Below are 25,643 nucleotides of genomic sequence, written 5' to 3' on the forward strand. Positions count from 1 at the left end.
GCCGCCCGCGCCTCTGATAGACTCCCCAACAGGAGACTTCCATGCCAAACAATTCCATCACTGCCATCCCCGGCATCCGGGTTGGCCATGCGCACGATGTGGATGCTGCCACCGGCTGTACCGTCATCCTGACCGAGAAGGGCGCGGTGGCCGGTGTTGACCAGCGCGGCGGCGCCCCAGGCACGCGTGAGACCGACGCGCTGCGCCCCGCGCACCTGGTGAACAAGGTCCACGCGGTCATACTGTCCGGCGGCTCGGCCTTCGGCCTGGACGCGGCCAGCGGCGCGATGCGCTACCTCGAAGAGCGCAAGGTAGGCCTCAACGTGGGCGTGGCGCGCGTGCCCATTGTGCCGGCGGCGATCCTGTTCGACCTTGGCATCGGCTCAGCCATCCGCCGCCCCGACGCCGAGATGGGCTACCAGGCTTGCCAGAACGCCAGCGCCGAAGAACCAGCCCAGGGCAACGCCGGGGCCGGCATGGGCGCCACGCTGGGCAAGCTGCTGGGCATGGGCCAGGCCGTCAAAGGCGGGATCGGCAACGCCCTGCTGGATGCCGGCGGCGGGGTCAAGGTGGGCGCGCTGATCGCGGTCAACACCTTTGGCGATGTGATCGGGCCGTATGGCGAGATCATGGCCGGCGTGCGCTCTGTGAAGAAAGGCCCGCTCAAACTGGGCAAGGGGCGGTTTGCCGACACGCTGCAAGTGATGCGCACCGCGGCCGGCCGCAGCGTAATGGGCCTGGCCACTGGCAGCAACACGGTCATCGGCGTGGTGGCCACCAACGCTCAGCTGGACAAAGAAGGCGCGACCAAAGTGGCCGCCATGGCCAGCAACGGCCTAGCGCGCTGTCTGCGCCCCGCCAACACCATGCTGGACGGCGATACCCTCTTCGCCCTCAGCACGGGGCGCAAGAAGGCGAATGTGAGCATCGTGGGTGCGTTTGCGGCCGAGGCGGTGGTGCAGGCAGTCTACAACGCCCTGCAGGCCGCCCGCGGCCTGGCGGGCGTGCCCAGCCTGCACGATCTACGGTAACGAATTCACGCAAAGCGTGTTAACCCTTGTGAATTCATCATTCCAAACTGGAGGAAGCGTATGTTGATGGAACGTATTATCGGCGCACTGACTTTCAAGCGCCAAGTCTATGCAGATGTTGAGAAGGACACCAGCTTCACCCCGACTGCCTGGGGCATTGCGGCCGTGGTTGGCCTGCTGAGCCAGTTGGGTTCTGCGGCCACCTTCGCTTATACCGAGGGCGGCCAGCTGGATATGACCAGCTGGATCCTGGGCGGCGTGGTGGGCGCGGCGGTCAGCGTGGCTGGCTTCGCGCTGGGCGCATTCATCATTTCCTGGCTGGGCAAGGCCCTCTTCAAAGCGGATGTCACGTTTGACGAGATGGTGCGCACCCTCGGCCTGGCCCAGATCTGGGGTTTGGCGGGTGTGCTGGGCGTGGTGGGCGCAGTGGTGCCCCTGCTGGGCTGCATCACCGCTCCGATCGCCTGCATTGCCGCCATTCTTGGCCTGGTCTCGTGGTTCATTGCCGCGCAGGAAGCGCTGGATCTGGACACCGGCCAGACGGCCATCACCGTCATCGTCGGCTGGATCGCCAGCTTCTTCGTCACCGGCTTCATCGGTGGCCTGGTGCTGGCCGCGGTCGGCCTGGCAGCCGGCGGCGGTTCCATGTTGATGGAGCAGCTGCGCCAGATCGCTCCGTAAGCGAATCGTTTCGAAAAAAGGCCCGTGCCTATGTACGGGCCTTTTTTTTTGCTCCCGTGAACCGTTAGGGGCGTACTGAGGTACGATGGACACAAAACGTCAAATTGAATTTACTCTGGCGATAGTGTGGGGACTGGGTTCTAAACAATAAAAAGGGACGATGCTACTCTTGCAGGATTACAATACTTGTATTAGGACCAGCTTCTTTCGTGCAAGTGGATCACTACTGAAACCTGGCTCAGGCTTAGTAAAATACAGGAAGCTGTTCTATCCCAAGTGGGGTAATCCCAAATTGGCGGTTTATTTTGACATTCGCAACTCAAAATAATCCCATTCCACCACCGACTCTAACTCCAAGCCAGGAAGATCTCTGTCGACGGCTAGACCAGGTCTATGAAGAAAGATTCCAGTCCGAGCGGAGAGCTTCGGGCATGTTTCGTGGCGCAATATATTTATCGAGACCAGAGTTGAGGAGTAACCCCGATTGGATGGCTCAAGCTGCTCATTCGCTTAGGGAAATAATAATGCCGATTTGGAGGGGAGAGGAAAGCAAAAGAACCCTGCTAAAGATGGCCGGCTCTGTTACAGCAGAGGATGACAGGATAATTCAGGAGGTTGGTCGGATATATGGATTTGTGACTAAATTGGCGCACCACGAAATAATCTGCTCTGTTCTGGAGTTTGAACAGCTTCTACTCGATTTTGAAAAAGCAATGCGCTATGCGCTTGCGAGACAGTTAGATATCCATTCCGAGATTGATGTTGTGGTGGGGCAGGGAGTATCAGATGAAGAAGCTTCTGCCACGAAGGCCAAAGAGCTAAGTAGGCTTATAAGCCTAAATCAGGACGCTCGCCACTATTTTTATGAAAAAGCTGATGAAGCCTGGTTGGATTGGCTGCATGCGCACGGCTTTTTTGCCTTTTTGAGTGAGGCGGCAGAAGACCCATCAATATACTCATTCATCACTCCTGAGCTGCATTACTTGACAAGGATGGCACAGGTTGACCCAGACAAAGTTGTGGGGGTAATCCTAGACACTACTATTTCATCGAAGACCTTGAACCCGGAAGTAGTTGATCGGTTTACACGAATAGCCAGTGATCTTCCAGGCGATAGCCTGGTTAGGTTAGTTGAGAAAATTCAAAATGAAGATTGGCCTGGTTTGATGCGCGATTTCAACCAGTGGGGCATGGACTATGGGAAAATGCTTGGAACTCTTCAACAGGCTGGACATTTCAAAGAACTTATTACCCTATCAAGTGCGGTGCTAAGCTTAAGAAGCAGGCCAGAAGTTGACCCTCAGGAGTATGTTCTTCGCAATGAGAGCCCATTCTCTATCCGCAATCACTCATACACAAATGTATTTTCGCACCTCGCAAGCCTTCCGCAAGAGTTTTGGGAAGAGGGGCTCTCATTGCTCCTCTCAACCCTATCCAAAATTATCCTATCCGTTGGGTCGGAAGAAGCTCAGGATGCGACATTTGCTGTTGGAGACGCATTCAGTCTCTATGATGTGGACATCTTCAGCCTAGAAGTGAGTGAGCAGTACCGAGATACCACTAGTCAAGATATCCAACAACTTTTAGCTGCCATTAAAGCTCTGTCTCTAAAACTTATTGCGGAGAATTGTGCAGACGCTTCTTTTGTAGGCGAATTTTTTTCTAAATACATCGAGTCTTTACCTGATAGTTTGGTCACATGGCGCTTAAGACTTTACCTTCTCACTCTTTGTCCTTTAGTTCTTCAGCGGCCACTAAAAGAAGCCCTGTTTCGAGTGTTTGAAACAGAAAGATATGGAGAACTAACTTATGGGGCTGAATACAAGACAACCCTTCAAATGGTTTTCCCATCCCTGAGTGATGAGGATAAGAGAGCCTACATCAGTAACCTAAGGGAATACTTCGGTCGGCCCGATGAAAATGAATACCGCAAAAGGGAGGGCTCGCAGATTGCCTCTCTAATTAGCGAACACCTCACGGATGAAGAAAAAGAAGTACTGGCGGGAGAAGATTTTAACATTGATCTTGAAGTTGTCCCTCGGCCAACCGTGGGTCAAATGCAAGTAGGGTGGGTTAGACATAGAGGACCGGTTGACTTGGAGCAACTAAAGGAAATCCCGTTAGAAGTGATCGTTGAGAATTTAAAGGGAGAGTGGTCTCCGCAAAGGTTGAGAGAACAAGATGTTGAGCAACATTTTCTCAGCCCATTAGATGCAGAAGGGTTAGGTGATGTATTAAAAGCAGATATTTCTTTGCGGCCATCTGAGTACTTAGCCCATGCGACGGAATTTTTAGGCGATGAAATAGATTTGCACTACGCATACTCATTATCTGCCGGCCTTGAAAAAGCTATTGAAAATTCCACTGAGCCATTTTCTGGGGAGGCATGGGGGCAGCTGTTTGACTTTTGTTTGGTCATTATTGGAGTAGCTCAAGCTCAGCCAATTGACCTTCATCAAGGTGAAGAGCGGGTTGGTGACGCACACCTCGTTAGATTGAGGGGAGTTCTTCATGGTATAGCAAGCCTATTACAAAAAGCGCTATCCGAGCAGGCACTTGCCTTGGGGCTCCGCTTAGAAGCTCATCGGTCGAAAGTCATTTCAATTATTGAGTACATCTTGGGTTACCCCAATCCTGTTCCCGAAGACGAACAAATTGATACTGCAATGATGACCGAGACTGTAGGAAGAGAACCACCTATGGTTAGTGACCCCCTGAATTTGGCGATCAATTCTATTAGAGGGAAAGCCTTTCGTTCCTTAGTTCAGTTCGTGGATATTGAACGGATGGGCTTTCCTGTTGAAGCAGCCTCAAAGCTATCTTCTGATATTAAAAATCTTTGTGAGGGTGTACTAGAGGAAGAGAACACTCGCGCGTTGATGTTTATGTTTGGACATTACCTGCCCACTTTCTTTTTCCTTGATAGAGAGTGGACGCTGGAAAGGGTAGGTCGTATTTTCCCTAGCGGAAGGTCTAGGCGTCTTTTGTTTCTAGCGGGATGGGAGGGTTATTTATATAACTCCCTTTATACGGAGATATTCAATACTCCTCAATTTCAAAAACTCTACAAACGAGGCGTGTATCTTGCGGATCTTCATTATCCACATCAAAAGCATTTTCAATCTCCCGAAGAAGGGCTGGGAGCGCATCTCGCTATCGCTTATCTCCATGAACTTCCTGAGGATGAGGCGGATATATTAGAAACCTTCTGGCGCTGTGGGTCCTTTGAAGCTCATCGAGCTTTCGTGAATAAGATTGGTCGTCTTTATGTGTCTGGCGGAAATTCTGAGATCGACGGTCTTATAAAAAATTCACCTGAGCTGCGGGAGAGAATAAAGAAAATTTGGAGAAGGCTTTTAGAGAACTATCCTAAGGATGAATTGTTCAAAGATTTTGGGTTTTGGACTAGTCTTGATAAAGGGATTTTTCAAGTATCTGAACTCGCTGAGTTATTATTTTTAACCCTGCGGAGGTCTGGGGGTCTGTTGGAGTGGGACATCGGTTTAATGAGTTGTCTACCTCGTCTAGCCTCTGAGAGTCCGGAGCAAACTTTAGAGGCAGTGCAGCTATTTCTGCTAGAAGGAAGCGTAAGGGTTGAAGAAAATAGAACGCACTTCTTACTTGATGACACATGGAAAGAGGTCTTTTCTCTCCTATACAACACTCCTTCAACAAGGGCGCAGACGGTTGAGCTAGTGGATACTTTGATTCATGAAGGGGGGAAGTTCTACTGGCCTTTGAAGGAATCGATATCTTGAAGCCGCTTGGCAATATGCTTTCAAAGCTTCGGAAGAGACGTCGCCGGCATGCAATCGTTCGGCGTTATTCCCAGAGCCGCCGCCATCTCCTGGAATCTGTCAGCAACAAAGGTAGGATTCAAAGATTCTCCATATCTGCAGGATCGTAATTCTTCAAGAGTCGGTATCCATTGGTGGCAAACAAAAGCCTGCCTCTCTCGTCTGCGCCAGAGAGAAACCCCAACTCAAGGGTATTCTTCGCAAGCCGACGGGGTTAGTCTCGTTCTTACCCAGACGGAGCAGGACAGCGTACGCTTTTCGGGGGAAGAGGGGAGTTTGGTTTCAAGCATGGGTGCAGACTGGTCAGGCCGCACGAATGGAATTCGCGCCCATTACAACCCCGACAATATACAAACCGTTCTTCAAGACCCGGGAGTGGTGCTGTAAAAAACATTAGGGCGCACTGCGGTTCGCCTTAACAATTATGCGGACTGCGCCAGCATGGCTTGCAAAGTCTCGGCGAACTGAGACTTGGGCACCGCCTTCGTCGCGCCGGCATGGCGGGCCGCCGCCAGGCGGCGCGGCTTCAGGTGCGAGCCGAACGCCAGCCAGGGGATGGCGGCGGTGGCGGCCTGCGCCTTGGCAGCGGGTAGCCAGTGCGGCCATGGCAGACCAGTGTTCAAGTCCAGCACCACCAGCGCGGTAGGTTGGGCGGCCAGGTGGGCGGTGAACTCGGCCTCAGTGAACGGCGTCTCCAGCCATTCGAAGCGGTAGCCGGCTGCCTTGGCGGCTGCTTCCACCTGCGGCATGAAGAACATATCGTTGCTGACGGCGAGGACGCGGGTGTTTTGACTCATCGTGTGACTATAATACCGCTCTGCCGATTATGCCCACCATCGTATTCATTGGCGATTCCATCACCGAGGGCGCGGCCGACCACGAGAGCGGCGGTTGGACACGCCGTCTGGCAGCTACGCTGCCCGCCGGCTGGGAGGCCGTACACGCTGGCGTGGGCGGCGACACCATCTTTCACATCCTCAACCGCCTGGAGCAGGACGCCCTCCTCTACAAGCCAGACATCCTGACCTTGGCGGTGGGCATCAACGATTCGCGCCGCTACAACGCCGGACGCTACGAGGTTAAGCTAGAGGACTTTGAACGCGGGCTGGCCGAATTTGCTAGCCGCATGGCCGGCCGCGATGCCCGCATCCTTATCGTTGGCCTGACGCCGGTGGACGAGCCGCGCACCCTGCCCATCGCCGAAGACCTGCACTACACCCAGATCGCCGCCAGCGACTACGACGCCGCCCTGCGCCGCTTTGCGGCGCAGCACGGCTATGGCTACGTGGCACTCCAGCCCGCCTTCGAGGCCGCCGGCGGCCCAGCCCAGCTGACCTCAGACGGGCTGCACCCCACCCCGGCCGGGCACGAGCTCATTGCCCAGGCGGTGCGCGCCCAACTGGAAGGCTGGCTGTGATGGCAAAACTGCTCCCGCCCGAGCTCATCATCAGCAAACAACAGGCGCGCCGCTACCTGGTGAGTTACCACCGCCTCGCCCCGCCGCGTTCACTGGCGGGCAAAGCCGGCGCGCTGCAGTTCGTCCGCCAGGTCAACTGCATCCAGTACGATCCCATCAACATCGTGGGCCAGAACCCGCACCTGGTACTGCAATCCCGCGTGCGCAACTACAAGCCGCACGTGCTCGACGAGCTGCTGTATGCCGACCGAAGCCTGGTGGACGGCTTCGACAAGGTCATGTCGATCTACCCCACCGAGGACTGGCCCTTCTTCGGAGCTTACCGCGAGCGGATGGGCCAGCGCTACAAGCAGGCCAGCAGCACACAGAAGGCGGCCAAACTGCTGGACTGGGTGCGCAGCGAGGTCAAGACCCGCGGGCCGCTCTCATCGCTGGAGCTGGAAGACGACACCAAGATGGATTGGTGGCTGGCCAACTCGGCCCGGGCAGCCCGTATTGCGCTGGATATTCTGTTCTACAGCGGCGAACTGGTGGTGCACCACCGCGTCGGCACACGCCGCTATTTCGAATACGCCCACCGCACGCTGGACAAGAAGCTGCTCGCCAAGGCTGACCCGCACGGCAGCCTGGAGGCCTACCGCGAGTGGCACGTCATGCGCCGCCTCGAGAGCATGGGCATGGCCCGCCCGATAGGCAATGACCACTGGGTGGGTGTCAACCGCCAGGGTTCGCTGCAACCCTCGTTTGCACGCCTGCTTGGCCGCGAGCAGGTGGCCCGCGTGGGCGTTGAGGGCATCAAGGGCCAGGAGTTCTACGTTCCCCGGGCGCAGCTGGCGGCCCTGCAGGCGCCGGCGCGCAAAAGCAAGGCTCAGGCCGCCTTCATCGCCCCACTGGACAATTTCCTATGGGATCGCACGATGATCGAGCACATTTTTGATTTCTTCTATCGCTGGGAAGTGTATGTGCCCGAACCGAAACGCCAATATGGCTACTACGTGCTGCCGGTGCTGTATGGTGACGAGTTGATCGCCCGCCTGGACCCCGGTTTCGTGCGTGACAGCAAGACCTTCCTGATCAAGAATTGGTGGTGGCAGCCCCGCGCGCCGCGCAAGGACGAGGCCGCCATTGATGCACTGGCTGAATGCGTGCGCCAGTTCGCCAGATATCTGGGCGCGCAGGCGGTGCAAATTGGCCCGCTCGCCAAACGCGATACAAGCCTCAAGCAAATTGTGAAACTAGCCCAAAGTTAGGGAAGGTCCGGCAGCGCGGCCGGCTCGGCGACCCGGGTCAGCTGGCCGGGCGCGGCGCCCACCTGCCACAGCGCCAGCTGGGCAGGCCAGCGCGCCCCGCCCGCAAAATCCAGCGGGCCGAAGGGCGCAGCTTGCAGCGCCTGCGCCACCGCTGCCGGCGTCAGCGCCTGCGGGCCACCGCCAGCATCCAGGGCGCGGGCCAGCGCATCCTCGGCCAGTGCCAAGGCCGCGTGCATGTGCAGTTGTTCCCAGTTCTGCGGCGTATAGTCCCAGGCCGAGACGATGTACAGCCCCTCGGCGAAAGCCGGGTCGGCCAGGTAGGTGTATAGCACCGGCTCATAGGCCGCCGCCGGCGTGGCCACCACTACGCGGCTGCGCACGCCCAGGTGGGAGAGAGCATTGAGCACTTGGGCCAGCCCATATGAATCAGCATTCACAAAGATCAGGTTGGCGTGCTCGTCCCGTAGCGCAAAGAGGGAATCGTAGACATTGAGGTCGTGGCGCGGCTCGTATTCAGCCTGGTACACCAGCTCGATGCGCTGCTCCTCTGCGTAGGCGGCCAGCTCATCGCTGACCGCGATGCCGGCGTAGGCCTCAGGCCAGTTGAGCACCGCCAGGCGCAGGGTGCTGCTGGCGCCGGTCGGCTTGACCGTGCCCCAATTCGTTTTAAGCGTGCGCAGCAGGTAAGCCAGCGCCTGGCTGGGCGGCGGTTCGATGCCGTACAACCCGCCGCGCCGCTCAGCCAGTGCCCCCAGTGCAATCGCCGGCGTGCGGCGTTGGGTCAGCAGCTCGGCCAGGGCGGCTTCGCTGGCTGCATCGCACAGCACCGCCAGCGGCGCGCCCGATGCAGCCAGCGCATCCCCGGCCAGCTCGGCCGGGTCTTCGGCCGCGCCGATGTCAGTGACCTGCAGGGCCATCTGCGCGCCCTGGATGCCGCCGGCCGCGTTGTGTGCAGCCACCGCCGCCTCAAAGGCGGCGGCGCGGGCCGCGGCCAGTTCGCCCAGCGGGCTGCTTTGCGTGCAGAACAAATGGATGGGGATGCTTTCGCCGCTCAGCGCTGGCGGCTGGGTGGCGGTTGGCTCTAGCTCCGCTTGCGGGGTGGGCGTATAGGTGGGCGCCAGCTGGCCGTACAAGCTGGAGAAGGCAAAGGGGGTATTAGTCGGCAGCCTCACCGGGGTTGCGAGCGAGACGGCGGGCAGCGGCTGGCAGGCGGCCAGCGCCGCGGCTAGGCAGGTGAATACAAGGACGGCGCGGCGGGCTTGGAACATCAGCCGCCGAACAGCTCGTCGGTCTTGGCAGCCATCACAAAATCATTGTTGTGCAAACCATTGATCTTGTGCGTCCACCAGTCCACCCGCACCCGGCCCCACTCGGTGCGCAGCACCGGGTGGTGGCCCTCGGCCTCGGCCAGCTCACCCACCTGTTGGGTGAAGGCCAGCGCGCCGGCAAAATCATCAAAGCGGAAGGTGCGGCGCAGGCGGGGCACATTGGCCACGGTGACGGTTTGCCACTCGGGCACCTGCGGCAGCATGCGGTCGATCTCAGGCTGGCTCAGGCTGGGCTCATCGCCACGGCAGGGAACGCAGGCTTGTTGCGTCAGAGGCGTAGTAGCGCTCATGAGATGATTATAATGTTCAGGCAACGCGCCAAGCTTAGACTGACCTAAGCATGGCCCGCGCGCCGGTAGCAGCGCACCCGGCTTATCAAAACTGCGGCGAGAACTGCGCGTTCTCATTTCTTTTGCACGCGCACTCGCCGCCAAGGAGCAGGATGGCAAAGAAACAAACAGTGGAAACGATCTCGCGTGCCGCGGTGGTGGTGATCGCCGCCTACATCGCCGCGCAGATGCTCTCGGACGTGGCCAGCGTCAAGATCGGCGTGCTGACATTGCCGGCCCTCGGCAGCCTGGCGGTGGATATGGGCACCTTCATTTACCCCATCACCTTCACCCTGCGCGATCTGGTGCACAAGCTGCTCGGCCGCCAGGCGGCCCGCACGCTGGTGGTGGCGGCCGGCGCCATCAACCTGGTGATGGCGGCCTACCTGGTGTGGGCGGCCAACTTCCCCAGCGACGCCAGCTGGGGGCTGGGCGCCGAGTTTGCCGCCGTGCTGGCGCCGGTGTGGCGCATCACCCTGGCCTCCATCGCCGCCGAAGTGGTGAGCGAGCTGCTGGATACGGAGCTCTATCATCTGTTCGTGACGCGCGTCACGCGCCGCTACCAGTGGGCGCGGGTGCTGGTGAGCAACAGCCTCAGCGTACCGGTGGACAATGTCATCTTTGCCGTGGGCGCCTTTGGCGGGCTGCTGCCGTGGGCGACGGTATGGGGCATCTTTGTGGTCAATCTGCTGGTGAAGTACGCGGTGACGCTGGTGAGCCTGCCGCTGATCTATGTGGTGCCGGAGCGGCGCATTAGAAAATAAAACCCGCTGTGCTACCCAGCGTAGCTGGACTTGCAGCGGGAGTTTTGAACCCAAAGGGTCAAGCTGGTCTCGCTCCGAAAGCCCGCGGAAGAACACGCGGTTTACTGCGACTGTTCTGGAAGCCGAGCCCGATCTGCTTGTGTTGGTTCAAAAGCTGAAGGCTGCAAGCCCAGCTTTACGGCAGCACAGCGGGTTACTTCTCTTATAGCACGCCAAGATTAAAGAACGACCATTCTCTAACCTTACAGGTGGGTTATTAATGGCTCCACACTAGGCAATTCGTGCATCCCGAGCGCAGCGAGGGATCCTTGCTTACGTATGAGTAACTCAGGCTCTACATAAAAGATGCGCCAGCAAGGATTCTTCCCTGAGCCGAGCTTCGGCGATTCGGGTGCAGGTTTATAAAGCCGGTCAGAATGACACATAGGTGGATAAAAAAAGGCCGAGCGAACGCTCGGCCTTTTTTTTTAGTCTTTCTTCTTGGGCATATCCACCTTGATGTGCAGCTCTTTGAGCTGGCGCTCTTCGGTGGGCGACGGGGCGTCCGCCATCACATCGCGGGCGGCCTGGTTCTTGGGGAAAGCGATGACCTCGCGGATGCTCTCTTCATCGGCCAGGATCATGGCCAGGCGGTCAATGCCGGAGGCGATGCCGCCGTGCGGCGGCGCGCCGTACTCGAAGGCTTCCAGCATGTGGCCAAAACGCTCCTGCGCCACGTCCTCGCTCAAGCCGATCAGCTTGAAGATGCGCGATTGCAACGCGCGGTCGTGGATGCGGATCGAGCCGCCGGCCACCTCGGTGTTGTTGAGCACCATGTCGTACTGCGTGCCGCGCATGTTGGCGGGGTCCTTCTCGATCAGGTCAATGTCATCCGGCATTGGGGAAGTGAACAGATGCTGGCTGGGGTCCCAGCGCTGCTCCTCCTCGTTCCAGAAGGCGAAGGGGAAGTCGATGACCCAGCAGAACGCCAGCAGATCCGGATCGGCCAGTTTGAGCTGCTCTGCCAGGTGCACGCGCAGGCGGCCCAGGGTGTCGTACACCACGGCCGGCTGGTCAGCCACGAACAGCAGCAGGTCGCCCGGCTCGGCGCTCATGGCCTGCTTGAGCGCGGCCAGCCCTTCGGGGCTCAGGAACTTGACGAAAGACGAACGGTCCTCGCCCTCGGCGGCTACGGCCAGCCAGGCCAGGCCCTTGGCCTTGAACTGCTTGACGTAGTCGGTCAGCGCGTCGATCTCTTTGCGGCTGGCGCTGCCCATGCCCTTGGCGTTGATGCCGCGCACATGGCCGCCGGCAGCCACGGCGTCTTCAAAGACTTTGAAGCCGCTGCCCGCGGCCCAGGCGGTGAGGTCTTGCAGTTCCATGCCGTAGCGCATGTCTGGGTTGTCTTTGCCGAAGCGCGCCATGGCCTCTTTGTAATGCAAGCGCGGCCAGGGCTCAGACAGCAGGCGCTTGTTAGGCACCAGCTCTTTGACCATGGCGGTATACATGCGCTCCATTAGATCCATCACGTCTTCGCGCTGCACGAACGACATCTCGATGTCCAGCTGGGTGAACTCCGGCTGACGGTCGCCGCGCAAATCTTCGTCGCGGAAGCAGCGCGCGATCTGGAAATAGCGCTCCATGCCCGCCACCATGAGCAGCTGCTTAAGCTGCTGCGGCGACTGGGGCAGCGCGTAGAACTCGCCTGCGTGCACGCGCGAGGGCACCAGGTAGTCGCGCGCGCCCTCGGGCGTGGTCTTGAACAGGATCGGCGTCTCGATCTCGAGGAAGTCTTCCTTGTCCATGTAATCGCGAATGAACTTGACGATCTTGTGGCGCAGCACAATGTTGCGCTGCATGCGCTCGCGGCGCAGATCGAGATAGCGGTACTTCAGGCGGGCGTTCTCGTCCACTTCTTCGTCTTTGTTGATGGCGAAGGGCACCGGCTTGGCCTGGTTGAGCACCTTGAGCTCGGTCACGGCCACTTCGATCTGGCCGGTGGCCAGTTCGGCGTTCTGCATGCCCTCGGGGCGGGCGCGTACTACGCCGGTGACCTGCAGCACCCACTCGCTGCGCACGGGCTCGAAGGCGGCGTGCGCCTCGGGGGCCTTCTCGGGGTCGGTGACGATCTGGACTAAACCGAAACGGTCGCGCAGGTCAATGAAGGTAAGCCCGCCGTGGTCTCGGCGGCGGTGCACCCAGCCGGCCAGCGTGACGGTTTGTCCGCTGTGCTCGGCGCGCAGTTCACCGCAGGTATGGGTCTTGTACATAACGCTCCTAAAATCTTCCTTAAGATAAGTTCATTTAACAAAAACGCCCGGTGCGAGGGCACCGGGCGAGAGCCGAGCTGGCGGACCTAACGAACCGCCAGGCAGGAGCCTCCCGCCCGTTGGGGGTTATTGTCCAGATTATTGCTGTCCACAACAATTGGTTGGAACATGCTGAGATTTTAGCACAACTGTCAGTCTAGAGCTAAGTAATAGACTGGCATTAGAGGCAAACGTTTCTGGGCCTCAGGGGATAAATTCTCAAAGTTCTTTACCCAAAGATCAAAGAATTTACTTAGATTTATTAAAGTCACCAGTTTATTCTCCTGCCCACGAGCAGCTTCTTCTGCGTCCCTTGTGAACCCTGAAGACGAAACAAAGATGCCCACTCGGTCGGCTCCAATGACAGAAAGAAACTCTCGCAAATCCTTTGATGAGACGCTCTGAGAAGTCTTGTGTTTGACTTGAACAATGATCCGGGGCTTTTTCGCTCCTAGTGGGTCATTGAATGCCACAATATCAATCCCTTTGTCCGGCCCCGGAGGAGCAATCCAATCCACATGGTAGCCCATTGCCGTCAGCAAATCCCCAACAAGGTTCTGAAAGTCATAAGGGTCCATTTCCAAGAGGAAATCACGGACTTGCTGCCAAGCTTGTTCCTGAGCTTCCTCTAAAGCAATTAAAGCCGTTGAAGCAGAAGGCTCCTCAAGTTCCCCACCGTCTTCTTCAGACAAAGTTTCTTGAGAGCTTGCCCACTTTTTATAAATGTCATACGCTGTTCGATAAAGTTTCTCGGGATCCACTATCGTTTCATTTGCTTTTCGACCTTCATCTGTCACTGTCCAGATACCCTTATCTTTATAGAGCCATCCAGCTTTGACGGTTGGAATCGTGGCAAATCGAACAATCTTTTCAAAACGTGGCCGATGACTTGGATCCGACGGATAGCTACCCCGCTCAAAATCAGTAAGCTCGATTCTCTTTCCTAATTCAGCGAGAATTGCTTTGGCGGGCATGCCTTCAGGTTTTTCAGCAAGTATTGCGAATACGATTTTTAGAAATTCGCCATTTCTCTTTGGAGTTATGTTAGCCATCGTTTTGTTTCCCTCATAAAAAAAGTAGCTCGGGTGGGAATCGAACCCACAAGAGGTTGCCCTCGGAGGATTTTAAGTCCCCTGCGTCTGCCAGTTCCGCCACCGAGCCGTGTGCGCATTCACGCAGCGGGCTATTTTAGCAGACTGCTAGCTCAAAACACTGCTAGCGCAGCTTGTTGAGGATAGCTGCATAGCGAGAGGCCAGGCGGATCAGCGGCCCGCTGGCGCGCTTGGTGTACTGCGCCCGCGGCATGGCCGCCCGCAGGCTGGCCGCATCCGTGAACTCTGGCACCTGCATCGTCGCCCGCCCCACCTCGATCAGGGTATGCGCGTCCGAGCCGGCCGTGCCGCCCAGCTGAAAGCGGGCGGCAAAGCGCTCGGCGGCCTCGTTGTACGCCGGCAGGATGTTGCGCGCATTGAAGATCTCCACTGCGTCCACATACGGGGCGATCGCCTCCAGCGCCCGCAGCTCCCAGCCGCGGCGCGGGTCAAACGGGTGCGAGACGCTGATGTAGGCGGCCTGCTCACGCAGCAGGCGGATAGCCTCCATGGGCGGCAGGTCACGCGGCACCTCCTGGCTCACGAAGAAGGCCAGCAGCTCGCCCTGCTCGGTCATGATCTCCTGCCCCACAATAATGAGCTCCGGGGCCAGCTGCTGTGCCCGCACCGCTCCGCTGATGGTGTTATGGTCGGTCACCACCAGGCGGTCGATCCCGCGCCGGCGGGCGGTCTTCACCAAGTCCTCCACACGCACGCGGCAGTCGCCGCTGGCGTCAGTATGGCAATGGGTTTCAACAGTGAGCATGCGAGCATTGTAACGGCTCATTTTCCGTCATTGCGAGGCGCAGGCTTGCCTGCGCACGAAGCGGCACATCGTGATGAGCAATCTGGTTTACTTCAAGAGTGTTCCTGCCCGCTGGCAAGTACTCAGCAGTGACTCTGTAGGGGCGGGTCTAAGACCCGCCCCTACGCGGCCGTGAGGGCTTCCACTTAGGTGGCATGAATTCAAGCTCGTCCAGCAGCTTGACGCACCCTTGTCAGACACCCCACTCCGCGCTATAGATGCAGCATGCCCTCCGCAACCAGCATCCCGCACCCGGTCTGCAAGATCCCGAAACGCTCCCCAAAGTTGTTAGTAATATCTTTTAACCCCCTCCCCTATTCCAGCAACAATAACTTTTGCCTTTAGAATCCCTGTGGTGAACTTATGAAACTATCCGGCATGTTCAAACTCTCCCTCGAAGTCAGCCAGGCCATCCTGCACGGCCAGCCTGTGGTTGCCCTCGAATCGACCGTCATCACCCACGGCCTACCCCGCCCGCAGAACCTGGAGCTGGCCCAGGCGCTCGAAGCCATCGTGCGCGCCGAGGGCGCCATCCCCGCCACCATCGCCGTCATTGACGGCGAGCTGTGCGTGGGGCTGGACACCGCCCAGCTGGAGGCGCGCGCCAACGATCCTGAAGTCCGCAAGCTCAGCAGCCGAGACCTGGCCGCCGCCGTGGCCCAAAAGGCCAGCGGCGGCACCACCGTCGCGGCCACGCTGCGCATCGCCGCCAGCGCCCGCATCCGTGTCTTCGCCACCGGCGGTATCGGTGGCGTGCATCGGGGCGGGCACTGGGACATCTCGGCCGATCTGCCCGAGCTGGCCCGCCAGCCGCTGGTGCTGGTCTGCGCCGGCGCCAAAGCCATTCTCGACCTACCCGCTACGCTGGAGCAGTTCGAGACCCTCGGCGTGCCGGTGGTCGGCTATGGTACGGACGCTTACCCCGCCTTCTACTCCGTAGACAGCGGGCTCGCCACCAGCAACCGCGTGGAGGATGCCGCCGGGGCGGCCGCCCTGGCGCGGGCGCACTGGCAGCTGGGCGGCGGCGGCGTGCTGCTGGCCGCCCCGCCGCCGGCCGAGGCCGCCATCCCGCGCGACGAAGTGGAAGCCTGGATCACCCAGGCTCAAGCCGAGGCCAACGCGCAGGGCATCCGCGGCCAGGCCGTCTCGCCGTTCCTGCTGGCCCGCGTGGCCCAGCTCAGCGGCGGGCGCAGCCTGCAGGCGAACTTAGCGCTGCTCAAAAACAACGCCCGCATCGCCGCGGGCGTGGCCAAGGAGCTGGCTGAGGGCAGCCAGCAGCACGCCTGATCAATTGGATGGCGCGGTGGCTGTGGGCTGGCGCGTATGCGTTGGGCTGGGCAGCGGCGTTGGTGTGCGCGTCGGGCTGGGCGTAAAGGTGGGCGTGGCCGAAGGCGTGGGCGTGCTTGTTGAAGGCTGGCCGGTCACATCAAAATTGCCCACCAGCTTCACATCGCTGCCCACGTACATCTCCACCTGGTAGCGGCCCGCCAGCCAGTCCTCGGCCGGGGCCAGCCACTCGGTGTAGCCATAGCCGCCCGTGCCGCCGTCCCACGGCTTGCTTTCGTAGTGCACCAGCTGGCCGTCGCGGTACCACAGCGCCGTCCACTGCACACCGGGCTGCATCTGGTCATAGCTGAACAGCGCATAGATGCCGGTGACCGGGTTCTCGAACACCAGCGCCGCGCCGATGGGCTGATAGGTGCTCAAGTTGATGTTGCGGGCGAAGACAAACGGGCTGAACACCTCGGCCCCGCTGGGTGTGACCTGGGATGTGAATTCGGCGGCGATCTCGCCCGGCAGCACCGGGATGGCCGAGGGGGACGGGGTCAGCGAGAACTGCAGCGTGGGCGTTTCACTGGGCGTCAGGGTTTCGGATGGCGTCAGCGACGGGGTGAAGGTGAGCGAAGGCGTGGGGCTCAGTGTTGGCGTGGCCGTCACCGGGAACACGGCGTAGGCGGTGCGCTCGCCGTTGAACCCGGTCCACGCCGAGGCGGCCAGCAGCACCATGCCGAAGACAATGTTGCGCCAGCCGGCAAAGACGCGTTGCTGGCGCACACGGTAGAACGGCACATCATGGGAGGATTGGATGGAGCTGCGCCCGGACCATAAAGCATACACGCCGAAGAACAGCAAGACGAAGGTTGCCGCGCGTATAAAACTCTGGATGTCCAGCGTGAACGAAGGCACGGCGCGATTATACGCGCCGCCATACCTAGCGGCTAGCAGCGCCATTTGTGCATCCCGAGCGGAGCGAGGGATCCTCGTTGGCATGGGTAACTGAAGTGCCACTCAGTCATCCCGAGCGTAGCGAGGGATCCTTTAGGGCATTTCAAGCACCAGCCAGTATGAACATACTCATACACCGTTCAGGTTCCGCCGTCGAGCCGGCTTGTTAGAATAGAAGCATGCAAGACCAGCTCTCCCGCAAGGAATTCCTACAGCTCGGCGGCCTGGCCCTCGGTGGCCTGACCCTGCAGCCGCTGGCGCAGGCCAACCGCGGCCTGATGAGCGCCAGCAAGCCAAACGAAGCTACCGGCTTAGCCCGCGTGGCGGTCAAGGAGCTGCGCCTGTACAGCGAACCCTCCTACCAGAGCGATGTCGTCGCCACCCGCTCGCGTGACCAGCTCATCTACACCTTCGAAGAGTTCGAATCCGACCTGGGCCCAGATTTCAACCCGCGCTGGTACCGGGTAGACGAAGGCTACGCCCACACCGCCTACCTGCAACCCGTCGAAACCCAGCTCAACACGCCCCAAGTGCAGATCAACCCGGCCGGCGAACTGTTCGAGATCACCGTGCCACTCACCCAGTCCTACCGCTTCACCCGCGCCCGCGGCTGGGAGAAGCTCTACCGCCTCTACTACCTCTCCACCCACTGGGTCACCGCCATCACCGAGGGTCCGGATGGCGCCCTGTGGTACGAGATCACCGATGAGTTGCTCAAGATCACCTATCACGTACTCGCCGAGCACATGCGCAAAGTGCCCGCCAGCGAACTGACCCCGATCAATGCCCACATCCCGCTGCACCAGAAACACGTCGAGGTCAGCATTCGCGAGCAGCGTCTGTGGGCCTACGAAGAAGGCGCCCTACTGATGGACACCAAGATCTCCACCGGAATCCCCTATCTGGTCAGCACCAACGGCATCCCGACTGCCACGCCAAGAGGAACTTTTAGCGTCACTTCTAAAATGCCAGTACGCCACATGGGCGACGGCAACATCACCGCCGACGTGGAAGCCTACGAGCTGCCTGGCGTGCCGTGGGTCTCGTACTTCCACGAATGGGGTGTGGCTTTCCACGGCACCTACTGGCACGACAACTACGGCAACGAGATGAGCCACGGCTGCGTCAACATGAAGCCGCACGAGGCCAAGTGGTTGTTCCGCTGGCTCATGCCAGAGAGCCAGTATGGCGAAGTGCAATCCATTGGCCCGGGCACCCGCGTCGTGGTCAGCTAGCGGGCGTATACTTAGCCGCCCATTCACCAGTACCAGAGAGGATGTCTTGAAGAAGCACTATGTAGCTGTTCTTGTTGTGCTTGCCGTGGCGCTGGCTGCGTGCAACAACGCCGGCGGCCGCTGGCACACCCACGAAGCCTACAGCCGCCCCACCCTGGCCGGCGGCACCGGTGCAACCTACTTCATGCTGCACAACGCCACCGAAACCGATGACGCCCTGATCGGCGCCTCGTCTGACGTAGCCGAAACCGTCGAGATCCACCTCAGTGGCATGGTGGCGGATGGCGAAGCCGTCGAGAGCCAGCAAGCCGCCCATGACGAGCACGGCGAAGCCGGGCACGCTGAAGGCGAACATCCCATGGGCGAGACCGAAATGCACGACATGTCCAGCATCGGCACGATGGTGAAGGTGGACCGCGTCGAGCTTGCCGCCAGCCATGAGATCGCTTTCGCGCCGGGCGGCTATCACATCATGCTCATCAACCTGCAGCGCGAGCTCAGCGCCGGCGACACCTTCGAGCTGACCCTGCATTTCGAACACGCCGAAGACCTCACCATCGAGGTCAAGGTGCTGGCTCCGTAGACTGTTTGTCATTCCGAGCGCAGCGAAGCAATCGGGTTTCAAAAATTTTAGAGCGCAAACCCGGATTGCTTCGTCGGCTGAAGTTGCACGACATGCAACTTTCAGCATTCCTCGCAATGACAAAACCTAAAATAAAACGGGCGCACGATGTGCGCCCGTTTGGCTACCACAAACGCTGCGTGGTGTTGCGTTACTCGGCGATAGCCGAGTAGCAACGCCAACGCGTGGGCGCAGCCCACGCAACTATACCAACGCGTCAACCACCAAAGCCACAAACAGGAAGGCCAGGTACATGCTGGAGTAGCGGTACATGCTCCAGGCGATCTTGTTGCTGCCCACTTTCCACACTTTCCAGGCCCAGTAAATGAGCCAGGCGCCCAACAGCACGGCGCACACCGCGTATACACCGCCTGCCATACCCAGGATCGGCATCAGCAGGGTCAGCGCCACCAGCTCCAGGGTATAGACCCAGATCTGCCAGCGGGTAGCCTTCTCGCCGCGCACCACCGGCAGCATGGGCACGCCGGCGCGGGCGTAATCGTTCTGCTTGACGAGGGCCAGCGCCCAGAAATGCGGCGGGGTCCACATGAAGACGATGGCGAACAGGAACAGCGCCGGAATGCTGAGGTCGCCGGTGACGGCCGCCCAGCCCACCAGCGGTGGGATGGCGCCGGCGCCGCCGCCGATGACGATGTTCTGCACGGTGGCGTGCTTGAGCCACAGGCTGTACAGCACGATGTAATACAGCATACCGGTCAAGGTGAGCAGCGCGGCTAGCAGGTTGACGAAGCCCGCCATGATATAGAACGAAACGACCAGCGCACCCAGGCCGAAGGCGTAGCCTTCGGCGGGGGTTAGGCGGCCAGCGGCAATGGGCCGCCGCGCCGTGCGCGTCATATGCTGGTCGATCTCGCGGTCAATGTATTGGTTGATGGCGCCGCTGCCGCCCGCCGCCAGCGCACCGCCCAGCATCGTCCAGAACGTGAGCGAGAGCGAAGGCAAGGCTTTGCCAGCCACCACCATGCCAGCGTAGGTGGTCACCAGCAGCAGGGCCACGATAATGGGTTTGGTGAGCAGCACAAAATCGGCCAGTCGCTGCTTGCGGTTGACCGGCTTGGCCGCCTCGCGCTCCTCGTCTTGCGTGGTGCGGCCAGCCAGGCCGACCAGAACGACGAGCACGACCATCATCGCCCACACCGCCGCGGCCGTGGCCACGTGCAGGCCGAGCAAATAGATGGGGAATTGCATGCTGACCTTGAGCGCCCCCACCAAGACTTGGGCGAAGTAAAGCACGACGGTCAGCGTGGCGGCCGACAGGATGCCGCGCTGAGTGCGCTGGGTGCGCCAGGCGGCGCGCAGCAGCATCACAATATGCACGGTGAGCAAGGCCACGATAAGACGATGGAACATATGCAGCCAGCCGAGCGGATGGCTAGGGATAAGCTCGCCGTTGCACAGTGGCCAGCCGGAGCAGGCATAGGTTGCGCCCTCAGCGGCGGTGAAGGCCCCACTGACCAGCACAATGAACAGGCCGATCACGCCACCCATAGCCAGGCGCGCAAAGCGGCTGCGGAAGACCAGCTTATCGGCCTGCTGGGGTTGAGCATGCAGGCGGAAGGCGGTCACCGTAGCCAGGATGAGCAGCGCCAGCAGCAGGAAGGCGGTGCCGAGGTGGACGGCTACGATGTACGGCGGCAGCTCCTGCAAAACGACGATGGCCCCCAAGGCGCCCTGGATGGCCAGGATCGGCAGCGACCAGAACAAGGGGGACCAGATCAGGCGCACGCTGCGGAAGCGACGCCAGGCGAAGAAGGCCGAGAGCAGAATGAGCGGTGAGGTGATGGCCGAAGCCCAAAAACGATGGCTGAACTCGATCTGCGCTTCGATCTGCGGCGGCGGCAGGATACGGCCAAAGCAGGTGGGCCAATCAGGGCAACCCAGGCCGGAGCCGGTGACGCGCACGATGCCGCCGATGACGATCAGCAGGAAGGTGGAGATGGCCGCGGCCAGCACCAGATAGCGAAAGTTGCCCACCACCAGTTTGGGGGCAGCCTTGCGCACAGCCTTTTTCTTTGCTGCTTTTTTCTTCGTTGGGCTCATTTCTCGTTTCTCAGATCCTGGCGGCGGGCAAAATACGGGTAGCCCGTCAGCAAAATAGTGGCAAAGGTGAACCATTGCACCGCGTAGCCAAAGTGCGAGCCCTCGCTTAAGTCAAGCTCGGGCGGGTTGGCAAACGGCGGCTGCTCCTGCGCGCCCTGCGGCACGATCTGCACATAGCCGCCGGTGAGCAGTGGCGTCTCCATCTGGTCTGCCAGGCGTGGCAGATCCAGATAGTTCCACAGCTCCAAACGCAGCTCGCCGGGCTGCAGCGTAGGGTCGGCGTTGAAGGCCAGCTGCACGTCGATCTCGGCCCGGCGGATCTGGCCGGTGATGGCCACCGGGCCTGGTTCAGCATACTGCGCCAGGTCCAGCGGTTGCTCGGCGGGTACCCAGCCACGATCCACCAGGATCGCCGTCTCGCTGCCCTGGATGCGCAATGGCATCAGCAGCTTGTAGCCTACCTGGTTGCCGTAGACCGTAACCCACACCTGGTTGCGCAACGCAACGGCGTCTTGTGCAAGGTACTCGCCAGTCACTTGCACCTGGCGATATTCCATTGAGTATAAATCCAAATCGGTGTCGGCCGCCCCAAGTTGCATGGGCGGCAGGTTGGCCTGCTCGATCACGCGCGCGTTGAAGGCACGACGCCATTCCAAACGGTCCAGCTGCCAGATCCCCAGGCGAACCATGACCGCGGCGGCTGCCAACACCAGAATGGTGGTGAGCAGCCAGCGGCGGCTGAACAGGCGGGCGAGCATGGGTTAGGCGGCCTTGGGCTTGACCGGGAACACCGCCAGGCTGTAGACGAACAGCATGGCGGCGGTGGGGATGGCGGCGAAGGCGATGCCCACCAAACGGGTGCGCAGGGTTGTGGGCGGTCGCACAGTCAGCCCCATGTAGCTGCTGGCGTTGAAGCTGCAGGTCATGGAGAAGTTGTCTTCTTCATTCAGCGGCAGGCTGGCGCTGGCGCCGGCGGGCACCAGCAGCGGGCCAAGGGTGTGGGTCTCGCTATCCTCGTTGCGCACCACGAGCACATCGCCGAGCACGAAGGTCATCTCATCGGGGATGCCGGGCGCCGGCTCGCCGGCCGCCACCTTGGCGGCCGTGCCCGCCGGGATGATGAGCTCGACCTGCTGCGGAGCACGCGCAGTGCTGCGATCCTGCTGCAAAAAGAGGCCGGCTTCGCTGATCAGCCAGGCGGCCAGTATGGAAACCAGCAGAACCAGCACGAAACGGTTCATGTAGAGAGGGGTCTTTACGGGGTCTAGCTTCATTTCTCCGCCAACAGCAATTGCAGGTCATGGGCCATATCGGCAGCCTGCATCTCGAACGGGAAGGTGAGGCGCAGGTTGCCCTGCTTATCGATCACATAGGAACGGGTGGAGTGCTGCACGGTGTAGCCGAGCACGCTGTCCGGCATGGGTACGATCAGGCGGCCCACATAGTAGGCCTGCCAGGTGGGAGTCAGCTCTTCCTCGCTGCCGGAGAGGCCGATGAAGTCAGGGTTAAAGTGGCGGGCGTACTCATCGGCCACCTGAGGCGTATCGCGGTCCGGGTCAGCGGTGACGAAGACGAAGTCAACCTGGCTGGCGTTTTCGCCCATGCGGGTAACGACCTGCTGGAACTTAGCCAGGGTGCCGGGGCAATAGTCAGGGCAATGGGTGAAGCCGAAGTACAGCACCACCACACGGCCGCGCTGGGCGGCCAGGTCATAGGTCGAGCCGTCCAGGCGCTGCAGCGTGATGGGCGCGGCAATCTGGGGTGGCACGATCTCCGAGCCGCGGAAGGCCTTTTGCTTCTCCCAGATCTGGAAGGCGGTCACCCCGAGGGCGGCCAGAGCTACAAGACCCAGTGCAGTTGCAAGAATGCGTTTGTTCTTCATCATCTCTTTTCAAACACAAAAGCGGGTGGCTGACTGCTGAAGCCAACAGCTTCAGCAGGGCCAGCACAGCCCGCTTCTGTTATACCCGATAGCTTTTCGAGAAAGTTTAGACGATCGGCGTTCCCAGTAGGTAAAGACCTACATAGAAGAACATCCACACCACGTCTACAAAGTGCCAGTAGATGGCGCACGCTTCCACGGCCCAGTGCTTCTCGGCGCTGTAGTGGCCGCGGCGGCCGTTGTTCCACACAATGAACAGGAAGATCACGCCGGTCAGGACGTGGAAGGCGTGGAAGCCGGTCATGGCGTAGAACACAGCACCCTGCTGGCCATCCGCGGGGCCGAAGTGGGCGATCTGCCACTCAACGCCGACCACACCCAGCAGGAAGATGGCGCCCAGCACCATGGTGATGAAGGTGTTGCGCAAAAAGGCCGGGCGGTTCCCATGGGCCATCTCGACTTCGGCGCGGTTCATGAAGAAGCTGCTGACCAGCAGCATGATCGTGACGCCGAGGCCCAGGCCCTGGTCAAGGTGCGGGCGGGTGTCGCCCAGCAGCACCATGCGGGCAATGAACAGGCCCACGAAGACAAAGGCGTCTGAGATGACAAACAGCCACAACCCCATGCGGTTGCGGACGAGTTTGGTTGCGTAGCTTTCTACAGCAGACATTTAGTGCTCCTCATCCGAGGAGAACAGGCGCCCAATGTGCATGTACTCCGTGATCACGAAAAAAGCCTTGAAGCCGGCCACCACCAGCAGCAGCGTGCCCCAGGGGGGTGCAATGACGCCCACCAGGAACTCACCAAAGGTGAGCACGGCGAGCATGAAGGCCACCCACATTCCCCGGTTCAGCGCCGCTCGGCGGCTTTCGTTGTTATCAGCCATACCAGTCCACTCCTAAACCGTTAGTGCGCAGACGGGCTGCTGCCCGCCGGGTTCATGTTGACGTATTGTGAGTTGGGCAGGCCGTAGTCATACGGCTCACCCACCACTTCAAAGGGTTGCTCGTAGTTGTGCAGCGGCATCGGGTTGGGCTTCTGCCACTCGGGGGAGCGGGAGTCCCACACGTTGCCCTCGGCAACCTCACCCTTGGTCCAGCTACGGATGATGTTGTAGGCGAAGAGCAGCATGCCGAAGAAGACCATGAAGCCGCCGATGGTGACGAACAACTGCATCGTGTCGAAGCCCAGCGCAGCGTCAAAATCAACCACGCGGCGGCGCATGCCCAGCAAGCCGAGCACGAGCTGCAGGTTGCTCATCAGCATGAAGCCGATGAACATCAGCCAGAACTGGATCTTGCCCTGCTTCTCGTTATACATGCGGCCGGTCATCTTGGGGAACCAGTAGAAGATGGCCGCCACGAACGGGAAGATGAAACCGCCGAACATGGTGTCATGGAAGTGGCCGACCACAAACCAGGTGTCGTGCAAATGCAGGTCCGTGGCGATGGTGGCCAGCGGGGGCCCCGTCACGCCACCCAGCAGGAATATGACCACCGCCCCCAGGGCGAACAGCATGGGCGTCTTGAAGATGGTCTTGCCCTGCCATACGGTGGCGGCCCAACTGAAGAACTTGACGCCGGTGGGCACTGCCACCAACAGGGTCGAATACATGAAAGGAATGCGCAGGAAGGGGCTCATGCCGGAGACGAACATGTGGTGAGCCCACACGAAGAAGCTGACCACGGCGATGCCGAAGGAGGACAACGCCACCCAGCGGTAACCGTAGAGCGGCTTGCGGCCGAAGACCGGCAGCAGCTCGCTGATGACGCCCAGGCCGGGCAGAATGAATACGTACACGGCCGGGTGCGAGTAGAACCAGAACAGGTGCTGGTACAGCACCGGGTCACCGCCCTGCAGCGAGTCGAAGAAACTCATGCCCATCAAGCGCTCCAGCATCACCAGCTGGAAGGACAGACCGATCAACTGGGTGGCGCTGAACTGCAGCAGCGCGGTGGCCAGGGCGGCCCAGCAGAAGATGGGCATGCGGAACAGGCTCATGCCCTTGGCGCGCATGGTGAGCGTGGTGACGATGACGTTGATCGAACCGGCGATGGACGACAGGCCGACGAGGTAGACGCCGATGAGGAACATCTGCATGCCCAACGGGGCGCGCAGACTCAGCGGTGGGTAACCCACCCAGCCAGTGTCAAAGCCGCCGAAGAACAAGCTGCTGAGCAGGATGGCCGCGCCGGGCACGTTGATCCAGAAGGCGAATGCGTTGAGGCGCGGGAAGGCCATATCGTTGGCGCCGATGAGCATCGGCACCAGGTAGTTGGACATGGCACCAACGCCCAGCAGGATGCCGGCGATCATGACGATGCCGTGCAGCGACATGAGGGTGTTGTAAAGGTGCGGGCCGTCATAACCCAGCAGCACCTTGAAGATCTCACTGTTGAGGAAAGTAATGCCGGAGCCGGAGAGCTCGATGCGGAAGAGCATGGCAAACGTGCCGCCGAACAGCAGGAGTAGCAGCGAGGTGACGCCATACTGCACGCCGATGACCTTGTGGTCAAAGTCCACGCTGAAGTAGCGCATCCAGTTGGGCTTGCTGGGGTCAGGCGTGTGATCGTCTGAGGTTTCCTCGCCGCGGGCCCACTTGAACCAGTCGGTGAAGACGCCGGCGCCGATGAGGAAGGCGATGGCGCCCACCAGCACGCCGCCCACCACGATGATCTCGCGGATGTGGGCGTCTTCAGCTTCAACGGCGCTGGAGAGCGGCAGGCCCAAGATGACGCGCAGCGCCATCACCAAGCCCATACCGAGCACGGTGCCGGCGATCTGAGCGATCAGGCCGCGGAAAAAACTAGTGGAAAAGAAACGCATCCTCTAACTC

At 60.1% G+C, this 25,643-nt stretch carries 24 protein-coding genes and 1 tRNA gene; 10 read left to right on the forward strand and 15 right to left on the reverse strand.

What is annotated here, in order from left to right:
- Window positions 1-41 precede the first annotated feature (41 nt).
- The 4 genes from KIT08_02410 to KIT08_02425 all read left to right on the forward strand — a co-directional run bounded on the left by KIT08_02410 (window position 42) and on the right by KIT08_02425 (window position 5,896).
- Window positions 42-1,031, forward strand: coding sequence for a P1 family peptidase (locus tag KIT08_02410; protein ID UYN90101.1), 990 nt, complete (start codon window positions 42-44; stop codon window positions 1,029-1,031).
- A 66-nt stretch (window positions 1,032-1,097) separates the two neighbouring features.
- Complete coding sequence (locus tag KIT08_02415; GenBank protein UYN90102.1) at window positions 1,098-1,712, forward strand: hypothetical protein; 615 nt, start codon at window positions 1,098-1,100, stop codon at window positions 1,710-1,712.
- Between the two features lie 488 nt (window positions 1,713-2,200).
- Window positions 2,201-5,470, forward strand: coding sequence for a hypothetical protein (locus KIT08_02420; protein UYN90103.1), 3,270 nt, complete (start codon window positions 2,201-2,203; stop codon window positions 5,468-5,470).
- Window positions 5,471-5,518: 48 nt separating this feature from the next.
- A complete protein-coding gene (locus KIT08_02425; GenBank protein UYN90104.1) occupies window positions 5,519-5,896 on the forward strand; it encodes a hypothetical protein in 378 nt (125 codons plus the stop codon).
- 35 nt (window positions 5,897-5,931) lie between these two features.
- On the opposite strand, the gene KIT08_02430 is transcribed toward KIT08_02425, so the two are convergent.
- Window positions 5,932-6,306: a hypothetical protein gene (locus tag KIT08_02430; protein ID UYN90105.1), complete on the reverse strand. Its 375-nt coding sequence runs from the start codon at window positions 6,304-6,306 to the stop codon at window positions 5,932-5,934.
- A gap of 29 nt (window positions 6,307-6,335) precedes the next feature.
- On the opposite strand from KIT08_02430, the gene KIT08_02435 reads away from it, so the two are divergent.
- A complete protein-coding gene (locus KIT08_02435) occupies window positions 6,336-6,926 on the forward strand; it encodes a hypothetical protein (GenBank protein UYN90106.1) in 591 nt (196 codons plus the stop codon).
- The gene (locus KIT08_02440; protein ID UYN90107.1) at window positions 6,926-8,176 is read left to right on the forward strand and encodes a YcaQ family DNA glycosylase; all 1,251 of its coding nucleotides are present in this window, start codon (window positions 6,926-6,928) and stop codon (window positions 8,174-8,176) included. The genes KIT08_02435 and KIT08_02440 overlap by 1 nt, the downstream gene beginning before the upstream one ends.
- Here the strand turns inward: KIT08_02440 and KIT08_02445 are convergent.
- Together KIT08_02445 and KIT08_02450 are read right to left on the reverse strand one after the other, a co-directional pair.
- Complete coding sequence (locus KIT08_02445) at window positions 8,173-9,444, reverse strand: ABC transporter substrate-binding protein (protein UYN90108.1); 1,272 nt, start codon at window positions 9,442-9,444, stop codon at window positions 8,173-8,175. The genes KIT08_02440 and KIT08_02445 overlap by 4 nt on opposite strands.
- Window positions 9,444-9,794: a 4a-hydroxytetrahydrobiopterin dehydratase gene (locus KIT08_02450; protein UYN90109.1), complete on the reverse strand. Its 351-nt coding sequence runs from the start codon at window positions 9,792-9,794 to the stop codon at window positions 9,444-9,446. The genes KIT08_02445 and KIT08_02450 overlap by 1 nt, the downstream gene beginning before the upstream one ends.
- A gap of 152 nt (window positions 9,795-9,946) precedes the next feature.
- Here KIT08_02450 and KIT08_02455 point away from each other — a divergent pair, with 152 nt between their 5' ends.
- Window positions 9,947-10,597 (forward strand): queuosine precursor transporter, encoded by a 651-nt coding sequence (locus KIT08_02455; GenBank protein ID UYN90110.1) that lies wholly within the window; start codon window positions 9,947-9,949, stop codon window positions 10,595-10,597.
- A 467-nt stretch (window positions 10,598-11,064) separates the two neighbouring features.
- Here KIT08_02455 and aspS read toward each other — a convergent pair whose 3' ends face one another.
- The 4 genes from aspS to KIT08_02475 form a co-directional block, all read right to left on the reverse strand.
- Window positions 11,065-12,846 (reverse strand): aspartate--tRNA ligase, encoded by a 1,782-nt coding sequence (gene aspS, locus KIT08_02460; protein ID UYN90111.1) that lies wholly within the window; start codon window positions 12,844-12,846, stop codon window positions 11,065-11,067.
- Window positions 12,847-13,037: 191 nt separating this feature from the next.
- Window positions 13,038-13,937, reverse strand: coding sequence for an Mrr restriction system protein (locus KIT08_02465; protein UYN90112.1), 900 nt, complete (start codon window positions 13,935-13,937; stop codon window positions 13,038-13,040).
- A gap of 25 nt (window positions 13,938-13,962) precedes the next feature.
- A tRNA-Leu gene (locus KIT08_02470) sits at window positions 13,963-14,046 on the reverse strand.
- 54 nt (window positions 14,047-14,100) lie between these two features.
- Window positions 14,101-14,742, reverse strand: coding sequence for a PHP domain-containing protein (locus tag KIT08_02475; GenBank protein UYN90113.1), 642 nt, complete (start codon window positions 14,740-14,742; stop codon window positions 14,101-14,103).
- Between the two features lie 417 nt (window positions 14,743-15,159).
- Here KIT08_02475 and KIT08_02480 point away from each other — a divergent pair, with 417 nt between their 5' ends.
- Window positions 15,160-16,068: a pseudouridine-5'-phosphate glycosidase gene (locus KIT08_02480; GenBank protein ID UYN90114.1), complete on the forward strand. Its 909-nt coding sequence runs from the start codon at window positions 15,160-15,162 to the stop codon at window positions 16,066-16,068.
- Here KIT08_02480 and KIT08_02485 read toward each other — a convergent pair whose 3' ends face one another.
- Window positions 16,069-16,968, reverse strand: a complete 900-nt coding sequence (locus tag KIT08_02485; GenBank protein UYN90115.1) for a hypothetical protein — start codon at window positions 16,966-16,968, stop codon at window positions 16,069-16,071.
- Window positions 16,969-17,186: 218 nt separating this feature from the next.
- Here KIT08_02485 and KIT08_02490 point away from each other — a divergent pair, with 218 nt between their 5' ends.
- Window positions 17,187-18,242 (forward strand): L,D-transpeptidase, encoded by a 1,056-nt coding sequence (locus KIT08_02490; GenBank protein ID UYN90116.1) that lies wholly within the window; start codon window positions 17,187-17,189, stop codon window positions 18,240-18,242.
- A gap of 46 nt (window positions 18,243-18,288) precedes the next feature.
- Window positions 18,289-18,825, forward strand: coding sequence for a copper chaperone PCu(A)C (locus tag KIT08_02495; protein UYN90117.1), 537 nt, complete (start codon window positions 18,289-18,291; stop codon window positions 18,823-18,825).
- 243 nt (window positions 18,826-19,068) lie between these two features.
- On the opposite strand, the gene KIT08_02500 is transcribed toward KIT08_02495, so the two are convergent.
- The 7 genes from KIT08_02500 to KIT08_02530 form a co-directional block, all read right to left on the reverse strand.
- A complete protein-coding gene (locus KIT08_02500) occupies window positions 19,069-20,925 on the reverse strand; it encodes a heme o synthase (protein ID UYN90118.1) in 1,857 nt (618 codons plus the stop codon).
- On the reverse strand, window positions 20,922-21,683 hold the full coding sequence (locus KIT08_02505) for an SURF1 family protein (GenBank protein ID UYN90119.1): 762 nt from the start codon (window positions 21,681-21,683) through the stop codon (window positions 20,922-20,924). The genes KIT08_02500 and KIT08_02505 overlap by 4 nt, the downstream gene beginning before the upstream one ends.
- 3 nt (window positions 21,684-21,686) lie before the next feature.
- Window positions 21,687-22,199, reverse strand: a complete 513-nt coding sequence (locus tag KIT08_02510; GenBank protein ID UYN90120.1) for a hypothetical protein — start codon at window positions 22,197-22,199, stop codon at window positions 21,687-21,689.
- Entirely contained in the window at window positions 22,196-22,807 is a 612-nt protein-coding gene (locus KIT08_02515; protein ID UYN90121.1) for an SCO family protein, read from the reverse strand. Before KIT08_02515 ends, KIT08_02510 begins: the two co-directional genes overlap by 4 nt.
- 106 nt (window positions 22,808-22,913) lie before the next feature.
- Window positions 22,914-23,477 carry a heme-copper oxidase subunit III gene (locus KIT08_02520; protein ID UYN90122.1) on the reverse strand — a complete coding sequence of 188 codons (564 nt, stop codon included), beginning with the start codon at window positions 23,475-23,477 and terminating at the stop codon, window positions 22,914-22,916.
- The gene (locus KIT08_02525; protein ID UYN90123.1) at window positions 23,478-23,693 is read right to left on the reverse strand and encodes a hypothetical protein; all 216 of its coding nucleotides are present in this window, start codon (window positions 23,691-23,693) and stop codon (window positions 23,478-23,480) included.
- 20 nt (window positions 23,694-23,713) lie between these two features.
- A complete protein-coding gene (locus KIT08_02530) occupies window positions 23,714-25,633 on the reverse strand; it encodes a cbb3-type cytochrome c oxidase subunit I (protein UYN90124.1) in 1,920 nt (639 codons plus the stop codon).
- Window positions 25,634-25,643: the final 10 nt, after the last annotated feature.

It is taken from the genome of Anaerolineales bacterium (genome assembly GCA_025808555.1).
Classification (GTDB): Bacteria; Chloroflexota; Anaerolineae; order Anaerolineales; family UBA11579; genus JAMCZK01.

Coding starts and splice junctions, on each gene's coding strand:
- KIT08_02410 (UYN90101.1), top strand. CDS start 42: ATGCCAAACAATTCCATCACTGCCATCCCCGGCATCCGGGTTGGCCAT.
- KIT08_02415 (UYN90102.1), top strand. CDS start 1,098: ATGGAACGTATTATCGGCGCACTGACTTTCAAGCGCCAAGTCTATGCA.
- KIT08_02420 (UYN90103.1), top strand. CDS start 2,201: ATGGCTCAAGCTGCTCATTCGCTTAGGGAAATAATAATGCCGATTTGG.
- KIT08_02425 (UYN90104.1), top strand. CDS start 5,519: ATGCAATCGTTCGGCGTTATTCCCAGAGCCGCCGCCATCTCCTGGAAT.
- KIT08_02430 (UYN90105.1), bottom strand. CDS start 6,306: ATGAGTCAAAACACCCGCGTCCTCGCCGTCAGCAACGATATGTTCTTC.
- KIT08_02435 (UYN90106.1), top strand. CDS start 6,336: ATGCCCACCATCGTATTCATTGGCGATTCCATCACCGAGGGCGCGGCC.
- KIT08_02440 (UYN90107.1), top strand. CDS start 6,926: ATGGCAAAACTGCTCCCGCCCGAGCTCATCATCAGCAAACAACAGGCG.
- KIT08_02445 (UYN90108.1), bottom strand. CDS start 9,444: ATGTTCCAAGCCCGCCGCGCCGTCCTTGTATTCACCTGCCTAGCCGCG.
- KIT08_02450 (UYN90109.1), bottom strand. CDS start 9,794: ATGAGCGCTACTACGCCTCTGACGCAACAAGCCTGCGTTCCCTGCCGT.
- KIT08_02455 (UYN90110.1), top strand. CDS start 9,947: ATGGCAAAGAAACAAACAGTGGAAACGATCTCGCGTGCCGCGGTGGTG.
- aspS (UYN90111.1), bottom strand. CDS start 12,846: ATGTACAAGACCCATACCTGCGGTGAACTGCGCGCCGAGCACAGCGGA.
- KIT08_02465 (UYN90112.1), bottom strand. CDS start 13,937: ATGGCTAACATAACTCCAAAGAGAAATGGCGAATTTCTAAAAATCGTA.
- KIT08_02475 (UYN90113.1), bottom strand. CDS start 14,742: ATGCTCACTGTTGAAACCCATTGCCATACTGACGCCAGCGGCGACTGC.
- KIT08_02480 (UYN90114.1), top strand. CDS start 15,160: ATGTTCAAACTCTCCCTCGAAGTCAGCCAGGCCATCCTGCACGGCCAG.
- KIT08_02490 (UYN90116.1), top strand. CDS start 17,187: ATGCAAGACCAGCTCTCCCGCAAGGAATTCCTACAGCTCGGCGGCCTG.
- KIT08_02500 (UYN90118.1), bottom strand. CDS start 20,925: ATGAGCCCAACGAAGAAAAAAGCAGCAAAGAAAAAGGCTGTGCGCAAG.
- KIT08_02505 (UYN90119.1), bottom strand. CDS start 21,683: ATGCTCGCCCGCCTGTTCAGCCGCCGCTGGCTGCTCACCACCATTCTG.
- KIT08_02510 (UYN90120.1), bottom strand. CDS start 22,199: ATGAAGCTAGACCCCGTAAAGACCCCTCTCTACATGAACCGTTTCGTG.
- KIT08_02515 (UYN90121.1), bottom strand. CDS start 22,807: ATGAAGAACAAACGCATTCTTGCAACTGCACTGGGTCTTGTAGCTCTG.
- KIT08_02520 (UYN90122.1), bottom strand. CDS start 23,477: ATGTCTGCTGTAGAAAGCTACGCAACCAAACTCGTCCGCAACCGCATG.
- KIT08_02525 (UYN90123.1), bottom strand. CDS start 23,693: ATGGCTGATAACAACGAAAGCCGCCGAGCGGCGCTGAACCGGGGAATG.
- KIT08_02530 (UYN90124.1), bottom strand. CDS start 25,633: ATGCGTTTCTTTTCCACTAGTTTTTTCCGCGGCCTGATCGCTCAGATC.